At 63.3% G+C, this 15034-nt stretch carries 13 protein-coding genes and 2 tRNA genes; 9 read left to right on the top strand and 6 right to left on the bottom strand.

All coding sequences use genetic code 11. The annotated features are described in order from the left end of the window. The first annotated feature begins 32 nt into the window (after nt 1-32). Together PAN31108_RS25495 and xth are read left to right on the top strand one after the other, a co-directional pair. Complete coding sequence (locus PAN31108_RS25495) at nt 33-746, top strand: riboflavin synthase subunit alpha (RefSeq protein ID WP_150671546.1); 714 nt, start codon at nt 33-35, stop codon at nt 744-746. Between the two features lie 49 nt (nt 747-795). Continuing rightward, nucleotides 796-1575, top strand: a complete 780-nt coding sequence (gene xth, locus PAN31108_RS25490; RefSeq protein ID WP_150671545.1) for an exodeoxyribonuclease III — start codon at nt 796-798, stop codon at nt 1573-1575. Nucleotides 1576-1683: 108 nt separating this feature from the next. On the opposite strand, the gene PAN31108_RS25485 is transcribed toward xth, so the two are convergent. The 6 genes from PAN31108_RS25485 to glnA all read right to left on the bottom strand — a co-directional run bounded on the left by PAN31108_RS25485 (nt 1684) and on the right by glnA (nt 11331). Then, nucleotides 1684-2667 (bottom strand): flagellar brake protein, encoded by a 984-nt coding sequence (locus PAN31108_RS25485; protein WP_150671544.1) that lies wholly within the window; start codon nt 2665-2667, stop codon nt 1684-1686. A gap of 248 nt (nt 2668-2915) precedes the next feature. Continuing rightward, a complete protein-coding gene (locus tag PAN31108_RS25480) occupies nt 2916-5786 on the bottom strand; it encodes a pentapeptide repeat-containing protein (RefSeq protein ID WP_174995142.1) in 2871 nt (956 codons plus the stop codon). A 128-nt stretch (nt 5787-5914) separates the two neighbouring features. Next, entirely contained in the window at nt 5915-6796 is an 882-nt protein-coding gene (gene rfbD / locus PAN31108_RS25475; RefSeq protein WP_150671542.1) for a dTDP-4-dehydrorhamnose reductase, read from the bottom strand. Nucleotides 6797-6851: 55 nt separating this feature from the next. Next, entirely contained in the window at nt 6852-8441 is a 1590-nt protein-coding gene (gene ntrC / locus PAN31108_RS25470) for a nitrogen regulation protein NR(I) (protein ID WP_150671541.1), read from the bottom strand. A gap of 62 nt (nt 8442-8503) precedes the next feature. Continuing rightward, entirely contained in the window at nt 8504-9610 is a 1107-nt protein-coding gene (gene glnL / locus PAN31108_RS25465; RefSeq protein ID WP_150671565.1) for a nitrogen regulation protein NR(II), read from the bottom strand. Between the two features lie 305 nt (nt 9611-9915). Then, nucleotides 9916-11331 carry a type I glutamate--ammonia ligase gene (glnA, locus tag PAN31108_RS25460; protein ID WP_150671540.1) on the bottom strand — a complete coding sequence of 472 codons (1416 nt, stop codon included), beginning with the start codon at nt 11329-11331 and terminating at the stop codon, nt 9916-9918. 481 nt (nt 11332-11812) lie between these two features. Here glnA and PAN31108_RS25455 point away from each other — a divergent pair, with 481 nt between their 5' ends. The 7 genes from PAN31108_RS25455 to PAN31108_RS25425 all read left to right on the top strand — a co-directional run bounded on the left by PAN31108_RS25455 (nt 11813) and on the right by PAN31108_RS25425 (nt 15034). Then, nucleotides 11813-12280, top strand: coding sequence for a rhodanese-like domain-containing protein (locus PAN31108_RS25455; RefSeq protein ID WP_150671539.1), 468 nt, complete (start codon nt 11813-11815; stop codon nt 12278-12280). Nucleotides 12281-12382: 102 nt separating this feature from the next. Then, nucleotides 12383-13000 (top strand): LysE family translocator, encoded by a 618-nt coding sequence (locus PAN31108_RS25450; RefSeq protein WP_150671538.1) that lies wholly within the window; start codon nt 12383-12385, stop codon nt 12998-13000. Between the two features lie 247 nt (nt 13001-13247). Then, complete coding sequence (locus PAN31108_RS25445; protein ID WP_150671537.1) at nt 13248-13580, top strand: DUF4148 domain-containing protein; 333 nt, start codon at nt 13248-13250, stop codon at nt 13578-13580. Nucleotides 13581-14070: 490 nt separating this feature from the next. After that, nucleotides 14071-14310: a hypothetical protein gene (locus tag PAN31108_RS25440; RefSeq protein ID WP_044455448.1), complete on the top strand. Its 240-nt coding sequence runs from the start codon at nt 14071-14073 to the stop codon at nt 14308-14310. A gap of 256 nt (nt 14311-14566) precedes the next feature. After that, nucleotides 14567-14752, top strand: a complete 186-nt coding sequence (locus PAN31108_RS25435) for a hypothetical protein (protein WP_150671536.1) — start codon at nt 14567-14569, stop codon at nt 14750-14752. A gap of 72 nt (nt 14753-14824) precedes the next feature. After that, a tRNA-Lys gene (locus PAN31108_RS25430) sits at nt 14825-14900 on the top strand. A gap of 58 nt (nt 14901-14958) precedes the next feature. Continuing rightward, nucleotides 14959-15034 (top strand) — tRNA-Lys (locus PAN31108_RS25425).

The raw sequence follows: 15034 nt of genomic DNA, 5'->3' as shown, positions 1-15034 counted from the left end.
AGCAACCTACGACTCTTATTACCGACATCACGATGTTCACCGGAATTGTTCAAGGCACGGCCACGCTGTCGTCCATCGAAGATCGCGACGGCATGCGCACGCTGACGCTGGCCTTTCCCGAAGGCTTCTGCGAAGACCTCACGCTCGGCGCAAGCGTCGCCGTCGACGGGTGCTGCCTGACGGTCACGCAACTGCGCTCACCCACGGCGGCGTCGTTCGACGTCATTCTTCAAAGCCTGAACGTAACAACGCTCGGCAGCTTCGGCGTGGGCGCGCAGGTCAACGTGGAGCGCGCCGCCAAGGATGGCGCGGAAATCGGCGGTCATCCGCTCTCGGGGCATATCGACTTCTCAAGTGACATCCTGAGCGTACGGACTTCGGATACGAATCGCGTGCTGCGTATCGCGATTCCCGAAGCGTTTCGCAAGTATGTCTTTGCAAAGGGCTATATCGCGATCAACGGCGCGAGTCTGACCGTGTCGGAAGTGAACCGCCAGGAAGGTTGGTTCGAGGTCTGGCTGATTCCGGAAACGCGCCGCATGACCACGTTCGAAGACAAGACCGCCGGCTCGCGTCTGAATATCGAGATCGAGCGCAGCACTCAGGTCGTGGTCGATACCGTGCGCGAAGCCGTGCAGGAGAGTCTCGGTCGCCTCGAACCCGTGCTCGAAGCGCTGCTCAAGGAAAAGGGGCTTTCGCTCGACGACTTTGTCGGCGTGCCGAAATTGCCGACGGATCGCAAGTAACGCTTAACGGACAGTCCCTAAGCCTGACGCTCACTCTTCAAGGACATTCATGCAATTAGCCACCTGGAACGTCAACTCGCTCAAGGTTCGTCTCGGACACGTGCAGGATTGGCTGCGCAGCCATCCGGTCGACGTCCTCTGCCTTCAGGAACTGAAGCTGACCGACGAGAACTTTCCGATCACCGAGCTCGCCGCACTGGGCTATACCTCGCACTTCACCGGCCAGAAGACGTACAACGGCGTCGCCCTGCTGGTCAATCATGCGAAGGTCGGCGAAGCGACGGATCTCGTGAAGAATCTGCCGAATTTCCCGGACGATCAACAACGGCTCATCACGGCGACCATCGGTGGCGTGCGCGTGGTCTGCGGCTATTTTCCGAACGGTCAGTCGCTCGAATCCGATAAGTTCGTCTATAAGCTGAACTGGCTCGACGCCCTCACGCATTGGCTGTCGGATGAGATGCAACGCTATCCGCAACTCGCGCTGCTCGGCGATTACAACATCGCCCCGGAAGATCGCGACGTGCACGATCCGGCGAAATGGGAAGGCTGCAATCTGGTGTCGCCACAGGAGCGTCAGGCGTTCGCACGCCTGCAAGGCCTCGGTCTGCGCGATACCTTCCGCATGTTCGATCAGCCGGAGAAAACCTTCAGTTGGTGGGACTACCGGATGGGGGCATTCCGGCGCAATGCCGGGCTGCGCATCGATCACATCCTCGCATCGGGCGCACTGGCCGAGCGCTGCACCGCCTGCGAAATCGATCGTGAGCCGCGCACCTGGGAACAGCCCTCGGACCACACCCCCGTCGTCGCCACGTTCAAGGATTGATGCGGTACGCCAGGCGTTTCGATGGGGATAGGCAACAGCCCCAAAGAATCAGGCAACAAGAAACGGCACCCTGAGGTGCCGTTTTCTTTGGTTGGGCCTGCCCGCCGCTCAATGGCCGGCGCGCGGATCGGTCAGTCGGGACTCGTACACGAAACAGCGAATCGCCGCCTTGTTGCGCGTGTCCATCTGCATGAATTCGAGTCCATAAGCCCACGTGCCGTCAGCACGCGGCCCCTCGACACCCCGCACCGCTGCCATGCCGAGAATCGGCACGATATCCGCGCCGATCGGCACCCGGAACTGCAATGCCACGTGATGACATCCGTCAGGCAGCGGCGCCTTTGCGATGATTCCCGCCCCGTCCGCGCTGATATCTCGCACCAGCACCAGCCATTCCGGTGTGTCCTTCGGGTCGGCCAGCAAGCGGCGGAACGAAGCGCGCGATGTCTCGTCGATCGGCGAGAGCCGCGCTACGAGGCGCGTATCGACACGCGGCGTCCGACGCACCGGCGTCTCGCGAACCTGCGCAGGACGCGACAGCACCACATAGTCGAAAGGACCGTGGTGCACGCTATGCACGTCGCAAGTGAATTCGTACAAGTTGTCGCCCGGGAACGTCCAAAGCGCCAGTCTGTCGCCGGCGCTCACCGGCAGGCGCGTCTCGCCCGAAGCCGGCGGCGTGATGATGAGCATGCCATTGGGGGCGCGTCCGATCAGTCTGGCGCGCACACGTGTCGTCTCGGCGTCCGGCGCGACCCGCACCTGAAGCCACGCGCCGATCGGCAACGGGACAGGCAGGCCGTGCAGATAAACCGTCGAAGCGCCCGCCCCGAGCGGGGACGTCGAATTCGCCGCCTCGGTACGACCGGCGCCCTCGCCCGTCGCCGCCGCTTCAGGTAGCGGCCGGTGCGGCGCGAACATCGTGAAAAGCCAATCGAGATCGGCCTCGGACGGCAATCGCTCGCCCGCCGCGAGCAAGGGCGTGCCATCGGCATCGAACAACGGCCAGGAAAGCGGAGCGTGCGCGTCAAGCTCGCGACGGTTGACCGCCACGAACCCCGGATAGCCTGACGCAATACAAGTCGAGTGCATGATGCCTGGGAGGGTACGAAACCCCTGAGAGCCTGAGAACGAGGTCTTGGCCTTCCCCGCATTCCCGCCCGTGGGATCGCATCTTTGGCGACCCTCTACGTACAGGCATCCGTAGCCAAAACCCCACAAATGTCGTCAACTTACCAAAACGCCGCGCGCCCGGCCGACCGGAAACGTTGCCAACTACGGCAACGTATTGCGCGTACGTATTTTTACCACGAAAGCGCTGTCGTTCCGATGGCGGAATATCAGGCAAAACGCCCCTCATTCCACCGCGTACCCGGTTTCGCCGCCGCGACGAACAAAGGCGTTGTCACAGCTTTGCGAATCGCATCGGCGGGAAGCGGGAACCGAACCGCCCAGAACCATGGCAACGTATGGCGACATGCCTGCGCCAGTCCCGGCAGATCGCGCACATCTGCACATGTGAGCCAGTCGGCAAGACACTGTGCGAGGCGACGCGACGAACTCGACTCGCTCGCAAGGCAGGCGCGCAGTGCCAGTGCTTGCGGCAACCGACGCCATAGCGCGTCGCCCGTCATGGTTTCGTTAAGCACGGCCAGCGCGTATTGACGGCACGCGAGTCGCTGACGCTCCGGCACGCCATCGCCATCTTCATCGCCACCGGACACGCTCGCCGGCAGATACCACTCCGGTTGCGTAGCGAGCCAGCAGAGACCGGCCGTGACGGACACGAGCCTGACGCGGCGCGACATCGAGACGCTCAGCGGCACATCCGCCTCGGGCGAGAACACGGGACACGCCCGGAAGACCTCCTCGATATCCGCATGCGCGGCGGCCCGCAGCTTGATGTGCGCCGGCATCGGCGAGGCAGCAATCAGCATCGCGATTCTGTCCGACATGCTCAGCCCCGGGCGTTGCGAGTCCGGCACCGTCTCTGCGACGACCTCCCCAACGGGTCGCCATATGCCGCCGCAGGCCGCGCTCGCGCGCTCCCGAGCGTCGTCGCCGAGCCAGCGGCCCGTGAGCCGGACGAGCGCGTCGAGCGTACGCTCCACCGGCCAGATCCCCGCCAGAAAACCGAACTCTCTTAGCAAGCCCTGAAGCTGGCGCATCGTGCCGGGCACGAAATCGTCCGGCGACGTTTCGTCACGGACCACCACGCGTACGCCGGCCCAGCGCCAGCCGGGCACCGGGTCGCGCGCGAAAACAGCGTCCCCCTCCCTCGGCAGTGCCGACGTCTCCGAACCGAGAACACCCGCGAGCAGTGCCTTCGGCAAACGCACCGCAACCTCGCCATCGGCGCGGGTCAACACGAAAAAGGACGGGTCGAGGGGATCGACGCCATCGGCCGAAAGCGCGACGTGAACATGCGCAGGCAAAGCCTCCAGCCACGCCACCCGCAATGCACGCGTACGGGCGTCGCTGGCGCATCCGACACGCTCGCCCGCCCAATACAGCGTCTGACAGATCGCCCCGGCATACGGCCAGACCGCGTCGGGCGACGTCGATGCACATCGACGATGCAACTCGGTCATCAACGTCGCCACGGTCCATCTCGCCTCGTCGCACGATAGTCTGACGTCCGTCAACATGCTCAGCTTTCGCGTCACCCATTGCGCACGCAACGTCGCGAAACCTTCAGGCGCGCTTAACACGCCCAACTCGCTCAATTCGCTCGGCCCAACCAGGACACGGCCTAGCCAACGGCTGCGCTGCACGGACGCCGGCAACCGGTGCAACGACGGGGCCGTCTCCATTCCCGATGTTCCGAAGCACGACCGGCGAGCCAACGCGCCCAGCAATTGCAGGAAGACATTCGCCCGCACGGCAGGCTGATCCACCGGGAGTGTCATCCACGATTGCACCGTTTGTTCGAGTTCGACCGGCGTCAGTTGCCGCAACCACGCGCCGTCGAGACTCAGACGTGCGTCTTGCCACTGCGTGCCGCCCAGATCGCAATCGCGCCCGATTCGGAGGCGTTTGAGGCTCGCGCCGCAAAATCGGGCCCGACGCATATCGCACGCCTCGAAGTACGCCCCGTTGAGCTTCGCCCCCCGGACATCCCACCCGACGAGGTCGCATTGACGAAACTCGGCATCGCGCAGGTCGGCGCCCGATGCCCGTCCATTGCCCATCGCGACCGATGTCCATCGCGAATGCCTTGCCCGTGCACCGATAAGCGCCAGCCCGCGCGCACTGCTGTCGGTCAAGCGCGCGCCACACAGCCGCGCCCGATGCAGCGCCGCATCGTCGAGCCGCACCTTGGCAAACGTCACCCCGCTACCGTTCGCCTCGCTCATCTCTGCGCCATTCATCACGGTGTGCAGAAACTCCGCCCCGCGAAGATCGACATCGACCATGCGCGCGCCGGTCAGACCCGCGGCGCGAAAGCAAACGCCGCGCAGATCCGCGCGCTCGAAATCGGCGTTCACGTGATTGGAAAAGGCGAAGTTCGCGTGACGCAGCCTCGCGTCGCACCACGCAACGTCGTTGAACTGCCCGCCGCGGAATTGTGCGTGGGACGCGCTGACACCCCGAAGATCGGCATGAGGCAACGTCAAGTCGGAAAGTGCGGCCTCCCGAAGATTCGACAACGACAACGCCACGCCCAGGATCGCGACCGGCCATTCGCGCAAAGGCAAATGGATGAAGGTCGCCATATCGGGCGGTGCGTCTGTCTCACCGCAGAGTTCCTGCCATCGCGCGACGAGCGACGTTGGATCGCGAGATGCCGAACACCACCGCATCAGATCGCGCGCAAAGTCGCTTGGGCGCACGCCTTGCAGCAGGTGGGAAAAGCGTACGCGCCAGACCTGGGTCAACGCGGCCTTGTCGAACGGCAACTCGCCTCGCGCGGCGTCCGCCCGTATGCACAGACGCTCGATGCTCGCACAGCGATCGCGCGCGAGCGCCCGCTCGGCAAGCACATGGGTCAGCCACGACATCTGAAGCAAAATGGCCTGGCGCTCGCCGGCATCGGCCAGCCGGATCGCACGACGCAACGATTCCGGCGTCGCCACGTGACGTGCTGCGGCATCGGACACCGCCGGGCGTTCGGCACCGAGCACGCGCCCCATCGCGGATGTGGCGGGCACCAGGGCCATCGAACCGGCCGGAGCTTGTCCATTGCCGGAAACCGTGGGCTGAAACGGCATGCGGTATCGCTCCTCGGCACGCGCTCGGGCGCATGCGCAAAAAGCCACCATGTTGCCGAAAGAACCCGGCACTGCGCGCTAAGGAATTTCCGATTTCGCTGCGCAGTCCCGGGAGATACGTCCTCGCGTCAAGCGAGACAGAGTTTGAGGGCGTCGCGCCAGTCGGGAGCGCGAACGCCGAAGTTGCGCGCGAGCTTGTCGTTGTCGAGCACGGAGTACGCCGGACGTCTGGCCGGCAGCGGGTACGCAGACGTCGGAATCGCCACAACCTTCGGGCGCTTTTCCGGCGCACTCACATCGAGAATCGCTTCGGTGAAACCGTGCCAGGTCGTCTGGCCAGCAGCCGTCAGGTGATAAAGACCGCCGCGCTCACGCCAGAAATCGGCGTCGACGCCCGTCTGCGTCAACCCCTGCACCAGCACCTGCGACGTGAGCGCCGCGATCGTGCGGCACCATGTCGGCGCGCCATGCTGATCGGCAACGATACGCAGCTCGTCACGCTCGCGCGCGAGCCGTTGCACCGTGAGCAGAAAGTTGGCGCCACGCGCCCCGTATACCCAACTCGTGCGCAGCACCAGATGATTCGCCCCGCTGGCGACGATCGCCGCCTCGCCGGCCAGTTTGGTGCGACCGTAAGCGTTTTGCGGGTTGGTGGGTTCGTCTTCGCGATACGGCGTCGATGAGGTGCCGTCGAAAACGTAGTCGGTGGAGTAATGGACGACGAGCGCCCCCAGACGTTTCGCCTCTTCCGCCATGATGCCGGGCACCACCGCATTGACCTGATAGGCGGCCGCCTCATCGGTTTCGGCACGATCGACCGCCGTGTAGGCCGCCGGATTGACGATCAGATCCGGCGAGAAGTCACGCAGGGTCCGCACGACGCTGTCGGTATCGAGCAGGTCCATTTCATGACGTCCGGGAGCATGCACGTCGCCGAAGCCTTGCAGGCAACGTGCCAATTCCCAGCCGACCTGCCCGGTCGCGCCCGTCAACAGGATGCGTCTTGCCATGTTACGGCTCCCTTGATGCGATGTGAGAAAGCAAAGGAGCCTACCCCGTTTCGCTTCAGGATTCCAGCCCAAGCTCCTGGATTTTGCGCGTGATCGTGTTACGGCCGATCCCCAGACGGCTCGCCGCTTCGACCTTGCGCCCGCGCGTGAAGTCCAGTGCTTCGTTGATCAGCGCGGTTTCGAAGCGACGCGTCAGTTGATCCATCACATCGGGCGATGCCGAACGCAACAATCGCGCAACCTCGCGACGCAGAATCGGCTCCCAGCTCTCGGCGCCTGCCATGCCGGCCATGCCCGGCACACCCGTAACGTCTGCCCCGAGACCGGCCACACCCGGCACGCTCACACCGCCCATCGCACCCGCCACCGCGACCGGCGCCGCCGCCCCGACGCTGCCGTACCCCGAGCCGCCCCCCGCCGCGACCGGCGCCGCTGCGCCAGACCCCGCATTAGCGTAAGCGGGCGGCGCACCGGACGCTGCCGGCACCGGCGCCGTCGTCTGAAACTCGGGCGGCAGATCCTTGATTTCGACGGTCTGCGCGGGCGCCATCACCGTGAGCCAGTTGCTCAGATTTTCCAGTTGACGTACGTTGCCCGGGAACGGGAAGCGCGTCAGGTGCGCCAGCGCCGCCTCGCTGATGCGTTTGGTCTCGACACCCAGTTCGCGCGCACTTTTCTGAAGGAAGTGGCGCACCAGCAGCGGAATGTCCTCGCTGCGCTCGCGCAACGACGGCAGGCGCAGGCGAATGACGTTCAGGCGGTGATACAAGTCCTCGCGGAACAACCCCTGACGCACACGGTCTTCGAGATTCTGATGCGTCGCCGCGATCACGCGAACGTTCGCCTTGATCGGGCTATGACCGCCCACCCGGTAGTAATTGCCGTCCGAGAGCACCCGCAGCAGACGCGTCTGCAAATCCAGCGGCATGTCGCCGATTTCATCGAGAAAAAGCGTGCCGCTCTCGGCTTGTTCGAAGCGCCCGCGACGCGTGGCCTGCGCACCGGTGAACGCACCGCGCTCGTGGCCGAACAACTCGGACTCCAGCAGGTCTTTCGGAATTGCCGCAGTGTTGAGCGCAATAAACGGACCCGAAGCACGCGGCGAATGACGATGCAACGCGCGCGCCACCAACTCCTTGCCCGACCCGGACTCCCCGGTAATGAGCACCGTCGCGCTCGAATGCGACAACCGGCCGATGGCGCGGAACACGTCCTGCATCGCGCTCGCCTGGCCGAGAATTTCCGGCTCTTCGGTGATGCGCTCGTCGTCCGTGGCTTCGCGCAGGCTTTCTTCGACCGCGCGCAAAATCAGTTCGACGGCACGATCCACGTCGAACGGCTTGGCGAGGTATTCGAACGCCCCGCCCTGAAACGCGGCCACCGCGCTATCGAGATCCGAGAAGGCGGTCATGATGATGACCGGCAGGCCGGGGTGCCGCTGTTTGACCATTTGCAGCAGTTCGAGCCCGGAGCCGCCCGCCATGCGGATGTCCGAGACAAGCACCTGCGGCGAGTCGTGTTCGAGCGCCGCGCTGGCTTCGCGCGGGCCGGTAAAGCTGCGTACCGGCAGGTTGGCTCGCGAGAGTGCCTTTTCGAGCACCCATCGAATCGATTGGTCGTCGTCTACTATCCAGATCGGCTTCATTGTTCACCGTGTAACGTCTATGCCCGGCCGCAGGTGTTACGGCCGACGGCGTGAGGGCCGCATCAGCCCAGGGGCAGCAGGATTCGAAAATCCGTCCGTCCGGGCCGGCTTTCGCATTCGATCAGACCGTCGTGACGCTGTACGAACGATTGCGCCAGTGTGAGTCCCAGACCGCTCCCCCCCTCTCGCCCGGAGACGAGCGGATAGAAGATGCGATCACGAATGTCGGCAGGAATGCCGGGCCCGTTGTCGATCACATGCAATTCCAATGCCAGCTTGTGCAATCGCTTGGCAATCGTGATCTTTCGCGCCACTCGCGTACGCAATACGATGCGGGCATCCCCGCGCGCGATCTGCTCGCGCAGCGCCTCGGCACCGTTGCGCACGATATTGAGTAACGCCTGAATGAGTTGCTCCTTGTCGCCGCGAAAGTCGGGCAGACTCACGTCGTAATCCCGCTCGATCGACAAGCCCTGCGGAAACTCGGCGAGCACCACGGAACGCACCCGCTCGCACACTTCGTGGATATTCACGTCCGTAGCGATATACGGATGACGATGCGGCTCCAGCAAGCGGTCGACCAGTGTCTGAAGCCTGTCGGACTCCTTGATGATGACCTGCGTGTATTCCCGCAGCTCTCTCTGGTCGAGTTCGAACTCCAGCAATTGCGCCGCACCGCGAATCCCGCCCAGCGGGTTCTTGATTTCATGCGCCAGATTGCGGATGAGCTGCTTGTTCATCAATGCCTGATCGATGATCCGCTCTTCGCGTTCGTTCTTCAGCTTCTGCTCGTTCTCGATAAGCTCGACGATCACGAAATCGGGCGCAGCTTCCGGTGCGGCCACAATCGCGTGCGTATGCAGTGGCTCCTGAGCGGTGCGTTCGAGCACCAGATCGAGGCGCGTCGTCTGAAAGTGGTTGGCGATGAGTTCGGTCATCGTCGACGACAGCACTTCACCGTTCGTGAAGACGTCGTCCCAAGTCATCTGCGAGAGCGAACGACGCGAGAGCGCGAGCAACGCCTCGGCGGCCGGATTGGCGAACACGACGCGCAGCGAGCGTTTTTCCAGCACGAGCAGCACGGTCGGCAACGCTTCCAGGCCCGGCAAAATGCCGGTTGCGGCGAGCTTCGCTTCCCACGGATCGACGCCGGCTTGCACGAAGGCCATATGACCGGCAGCCCCGGCCAATGCTGCGGCGTCGGCCGTCAAATCGGCGGCGGGGTCCTCAGCGGCGGCATGCGCGGCTCGCTTCGTCTGCCCTTTGTCACCAGCACGGACACTTTTCATCGAGGTTCGAGGCGATAAGTTCATGGCGGGTTCATGGCGAGCCATGAGGGACACGGGACGCATGAGAGGAATGCGCGACGGATAAAAAAGGGGGACGGCCGCGGCCATCCCCCCGTGCTTGTCGCGCATGACGGTCGGCCGCTGGCGTTCCGTCATGCCGGCGCATTCCCTGCGCAGCGATTCGATTACAGCGAGTAGTACAGTTCGAACTCGAGCGGGTGCGTGGTCATTGCGACACGACGCGCTTCATTGGTCTTCAGTTCGATGTACGAATCGAGCATGCCGTCCGTGAACACGCCGCCACGGGTCAGGAACTCGCGGTCTTCGTTCAGGTACTCCAGCGCCTGTTCGAGGCTCGAGCACACGGTCGGGATCTTTGCATCCTCTTCCGGCGGCAGGTCGTACAGGTTCTTGTCGGCAGCTTCGCCCGGGTGGATCTTGTTTTGCACGCCATCCAGACCGGCCATCAGCATGGCCGAGAAGGCCAGGTACGGGTTGGCCATCGGGTCCGGGAAGCGCGCTTCGATGCGGCGGCCCTTCGGGTTGGCAACGTACGGGATACGGATCGAGGCCGAACGGTTACGGGCCGAGTAGGCCAGCTTCACCGGGGCTTCGAAGTGCGGCACGAGACGCTTGTACGAGTTCGTCGACGGGTTCGTGATCGCATTCAGGGCACGGGCGTGCTTGATGATGCCGCCGATGTAATACAGCGCGAATTCCGACAGACCGCCGTAACCGTTGCCGGCGAACAGGTTCTGACCGTCCTTCCAGACCGACTGGTGGATGTGCATGCCCGAGCCGTTGTCGCCCACGACCGGCTTCGGCATGAACGTGGCCGTCTTGCCGTAGCTGTGCGCAACGTTATGCACGACGTACTTCAGGATCTGCGTCCAGTCGGCGCGCTCGACCAGCGTCGAGAACTTCGTGCCGATTTCGTTCTGGCCCTGGCCCGCAACTTCGTGGTGATGCACTTCGACCGGCACGCCCAGTTGTTCGAGCAACAGACACATTTCCGAGCGCATATCCTGGAACGTGTCGACCGGCGCGACCGGGAAGTAACCGCCCTTGACGCCCGGACGGTGGCCGGTGTTGCCGCCTTCGAAGTCCTTCGACGACGACCACGGGGCTTCTTCCGAATTGATCTTCACGTACGTGCCCGACATGTCCGTGTTCCACTGGACCGAGTCGAAAATGAAGAATTCCGGCTCCGGACCGAAGAAGGCGGTGTCGCCCAGGCCCGTGCTCTTCAGGTAGGCTTCAGCGCGCTTGGCGATGGAGCGCGGATCGCGGTCGTAACCCTTGCCGTCGGCCGGTTCGATCACGTCGCAGGTCAGCACCAGCGTGCTTTCTTCGTAGAACGGGTCGATGTAGGCGGTGTCGGCGTCCGGCACCAGCAGCATGTCCGAGGCTTCGATGCCCTTCCAGCCAGCGATCGACGAACCGTCGAAGGCGTGGCCGCTTTCGAACTTGTCCGCGTCGAAGTGCGACACGGGCACCGAGACGTGCTGCTCTTTGCCGCGCGTGTCCGTAAAGCGGAAGTCGACGAACTTGACGTCTTCTTCCTTAACCAGGTTCATCACATCTGCCACAGATTTGCTCATGCTATCTCCCGAAAGATTCAATCTGGCGCTGCTGGCGCTTATCGCCCGCGTCGCCGCACCCTCTTAACGAACTCCGTGTTCGGATTCGTCATTGATAAGCAGGAAGCGTGCCAATGCAACGCCCACCTGCCGCAAACCACCCTCGCCCACTGATTTCTAAGGAAATATTCGATGCCGGTGCGCCCAGCGCCGAATTCCCGCTCGCGGGCCTGAATTCCTTATTTCGGTGCGTATTGCATCAAATTATCACCAAAACAGTGCATTCGCCGATTATGCACTTTTTTAGTGCCAAACACGCATTCGTCGACCCGAAGTTGTGCGTCCGCCTGCACCGTCATAATGCGTCACCGGACGCCGCCGGTGTACGACGCGCGAAATATCCGGACGACTCCCAATATGGCGACGTATCACTTAACACGCCTGTGGCCTGTAGTGCACGCTAGAATGAAGGACAACCATCGACTAACGAGATCACAGCAATATGACAAGCGCCAAAGCCATTCTCGATCAAGCCACGCAACGCCGCGCCTCGGGCCAGCTCGCTTATGCGGGTGCCGTGACCCCGGAGGAAGCGCTGGCGCTGCTGAACGCCGATGCGAACGTTCGTCTGATCGACGTCCGTACGCGCGCCGAACTCGACTGGGTCGGCCGCCCGCAAGTGCCGGACGGTCAATACGCCAATGTCGAATGGGTGCGATACCCGGGCGGCGTACCGAACGAACACTTCCTTGAGCAACTGGCCTCGCAGACACCGGACAAGAACACGCCGCTGCTTTTCCTGTGTCGCAGCGCGGCGCGCTCGAAGGCCGCAGCAAAAGTCGCCTATGAAGCGGGGTACACGCAGTCGTTCGATATTCTCGAAGGCTTCGAAGGCGACAAGGACAGCGCGGGCCACCGCAAGCATGTGAGCGGCTGGTGTTTCCGCGGTCTGCCGTGGCTCGGCGCATGATGTGACGGCCAGGCGTCACGTTGGGCGCTCAAGCGCTCTCGCGCCATGGCTGTTTTTCGAACGACAAGGATACGGATCGACATCGACGCGAGGAGACGCGAGATGGACTGGACACATTTACTGACGTTCGCCCTGGCACTGTTCGTGGGCGCGGGCACCCCGGGCCCGGGGATCGCAGCCATCGTTGCGCGCGTGCTCGGGCGCGGTACGCAGGGCGCCATTGCATTTACGGCCGGCGTGGCGATCGGCGATGTCGTCTGGCTCACGCTTGCGGTACTAGGCGTCGCCGCTCTGGCGCACACGTTCTCCGGCGTGTTCCTTGTGATCAAGTACGCAGGGGCGGCCTACCTTTTCTATCTCGCATGGAAGATGTGGCACGCGCCGGCCATCGCGCCGACTGAACCGCTCGCCGCCGTACCCCGTGAGAAATCCTGGCGCCTCTTCCTGGGTGGCCTGGCGGTCACGATGGGCAACCCGAAGGTCGTCGTCTTCTATTTCGCACTATTGCCCAACCTGCTCGATCTCGAGCACGTAACCGCGCTCGGCTATCTCGAAGTCGTGGGTGTGACGCTGACGGTGCTCGCGATCGTTTTCGGCAGCTACATCGCGCTCGCTGCCCGCGCCCGTCGACTGCTGGGTTCGGCGCGCGCCGTGAAGCGCCTCAATCGCGCGACAGGCACCGTCATGGCGGGCGCCGCCGTCGCCATCGCGACACGCTGAACGTCCTCTGTCGTCCACGCGTTCAGGAACGCCACCTTCGGGTGGCGTTTTTCATGGCACCACGCACCGACACGTCGTCGCGCCGCCGGCCCTCTCCCGCCCGCCGAGAACCGCGTTGCATTGTTGCGATTCGCGTAAGTATTTATTCGCTTAATTGCCGTTTTTCTGCGATAGCCGGACGCTTAGACTGGCTTCAACGGTCGCGCACACCGCGCCCCCGCAAGGCAGAAGAACAGGAGTTATCGTCATGAATCGCAAGTTGGTTGCCTCCGCAATGATCTCGGCCGTGATGGCCGCCTCAGCAGGTTCCGCATTCGCCCAGTCCCGCATTTCGAGCGACGCCTATCCCGACGGCTCGCCGTATGCGTGGGTGCCGCAAACGTCGCAACTCACGCGCGCGCAGGTTCGCGAGCAATTGATCGAAGCCCGTGCGCAAGGTTTGATCCCGCAGAACGACTACGACTACCCGTCGCTCAACACGCTGACCGACGCCAACGTGCCGGGCAAGACGCGCGCACAGGTCTACGACGAACTCGTGCGCGCACGCCAGAACGGCGAGATGAAGTACTCGAATCCGTAAGGCCGGGCATCGTCACTCACATCGTCCCTCGCACCGCCCCTCGTCATGCCGCCGGCCTCCGGCGTCATGGCACGACGCACGCAGGCTGGACGGCATCTCCGGCCTGTGCTGCGTCACCTCCGTTGTGCTGCCGACGGCTCACCGCCGTCTGCTCGCGCGCGTTTCCCTGAGGCCGTCTCGCGGCAGTCGTCTCGCAACGTCCGCCGACCGGCACGCGCCCATGTCCAATCGAAGCGCAGCCCAGCGTTACCGGGCAGCCCGTCATGCCCCCCCAACAGCCGGCGCGCGTCCCCTCCGGCGAGGCAGGCACTGACCGTTTGCGACGCTTGCTACGGGCGCATCTCCTGTCGCCATGCGTTCCCCGTTATCGCATGGGACTTTCGCCCGCGCTCCCCCTGGTGCGCGGGCTTTTTTCGTGGTGGGTTTCGTGAGCGGCGCAGGCTGCGTGCTACCATGCAGCCGTTTCAATTTGCATAGACAGGATCATCCGGTGAGTGACATCCAACTAGATATCGAGTGGACCGAGCGCGCAGCGAAAAAGGCCGAGCGACTCGTGCCGAAAGACACCCCGTTGGGGTTGCCGCCGCTCGAATGCCTGCCGCAGGAGGGCGACGTGATGTTCCTCGGCAAGGGCGACAAGAAGCAGCCGTTCGTCGTGGTGGAGCGTCAGTACCATCACGAAGGCGACGACGCATGGACGATCATTCTGATCCTCGACCTTCCGGAGTGATGCGGTTATCGCGTTGACGACGCGCGTCGGCTCCAACGGCTCCAACCGCTCGATCGGCTGAGTCGGACGAATCGCACCGCAAGGTGGAAAGCCGGCGAAATGCGACTGAAATGCGACTGAAATGCGACTGGAATGCGCACGGCGCGGCCACTGGGGAAATCCCGGTTGCCGCGCCGCTTTGCTTGGTGAGGGCGGTTTTCTATACTGAATGAGCCTCTTGCACAGGCATTGCGTGCCAGCAACAGGGAGATCGAACATGATCGTGCCCCACCTCTCCAACGCCCAACTCGTCAGCATGTTTGCGATCGCGGTACTCGGCGCGATCGTTGTCGGCGCCATGCCCGGCAAAGGGATGATCCGAATGTGCTGGCGGTCGCTGCTGGTCGTCGTCGGTGCCGTGCTCGCCGTACTCGCGTTCGAGTTGGTCCCCTTGCTCGCCTGAGACCTTTTTTGCGGATTTTCACCATCAAGGGTTGACCCCATGCGGAAGAGCCGATATTATCTCGGTCTCGTTGGGGCGTTAGCTCAGTTGGTAGAGCAGCGGACTCTTAATCCGTAGGTCGAGTGTTCGAGTCACTCACGCCCCACCAAACGAATTTTGAAAAAAGGCTGCGATGCCGTGCAGCCTTTTTTATTCCCGGTAGCATCGGGGCGTTAGCTCAGTTGGTAGAGCAGCGGACTCTTAATCCGTAGGTCGAGTGTTCGAGTCACTCACGCCCCACCA

Origin of the sequence: Pandoraea anhela (genome assembly GCF_902459655.1) — a bacterium.
GTDB classification, from domain to species: domain Bacteria; phylum Pseudomonadota; class Gammaproteobacteria; order Burkholderiales; family Burkholderiaceae; genus Pandoraea; species Pandoraea anhela.
The sequence above is the reverse complement of the archived record's forward strand: the minus strand, read 5'-3'. Positions and strand labels throughout refer to the sequence as shown.

What these genes read in the sequence shown, in the direction of transcription:
- ntrC (WP_150671541.1), bottom strand. Translation starts at nt 8,441, where the DNA reads ATGAAGCCGATCTGGATAGTAGACGACGACCAATCGATTCGATGGGTG.
- PAN31108_RS25455 (WP_150671539.1), top strand. Translation starts at nt 11,813, where the DNA reads ATGACAAGCGCCAAAGCCATTCTCGATCAAGCCACGCAACGCCGCGCC.
- glnA (WP_150671540.1), bottom strand. Translation starts at nt 11,331, where the DNA reads ATGAGCAAATCTGTGGCAGATGTGATGAACCTGGTTAAGGAAGAAGAC.
- rfbD (WP_150671542.1), bottom strand. Translation starts at nt 6,796, where the DNA reads ATGGCAAGACGCATCCTGTTGACGGGCGCGACCGGGCAGGTCGGCTGG.
- PAN31108_RS25450 (WP_150671538.1), top strand. Translation starts at nt 12,383, where the DNA reads ATGGACTGGACACATTTACTGACGTTCGCCCTGGCACTGTTCGTGGGC.
- PAN31108_RS25435 (WP_150671536.1), top strand. Translation starts at nt 14,567, where the DNA reads ATGATCGTGCCCCACCTCTCCAACGCCCAACTCGTCAGCATGTTTGCG.
- PAN31108_RS25495 (WP_150671546.1), top strand. Translation starts at nt 33, where the DNA reads ATGTTCACCGGAATTGTTCAAGGCACGGCCACGCTGTCGTCCATCGAA.
- PAN31108_RS25485 (WP_150671544.1), bottom strand. Translation starts at nt 2,667, where the DNA reads ATGCACTCGACTTGTATTGCGTCAGGCTATCCGGGGTTCGTGGCGGTC.
- PAN31108_RS25445 (WP_150671537.1), top strand. Translation starts at nt 13,248, where the DNA reads ATGAATCGCAAGTTGGTTGCCTCCGCAATGATCTCGGCCGTGATGGCC.
- glnL (WP_150671565.1), bottom strand. Translation starts at nt 9,610, where the DNA reads ATGGCCTTCGTGCAAGCCGGCGTCGATCCGTGGGAAGCGAAGCTCGCC.
- PAN31108_RS25480 (WP_174995142.1), bottom strand. Translation starts at nt 5,786, where the DNA reads ATGCCGTTTCAGCCCACGGTTTCCGGCAATGGACAAGCTCCGGCCGGT.
- xth (WP_150671545.1), top strand. Translation starts at nt 796, where the DNA reads ATGCAATTAGCCACCTGGAACGTCAACTCGCTCAAGGTTCGTCTCGGA.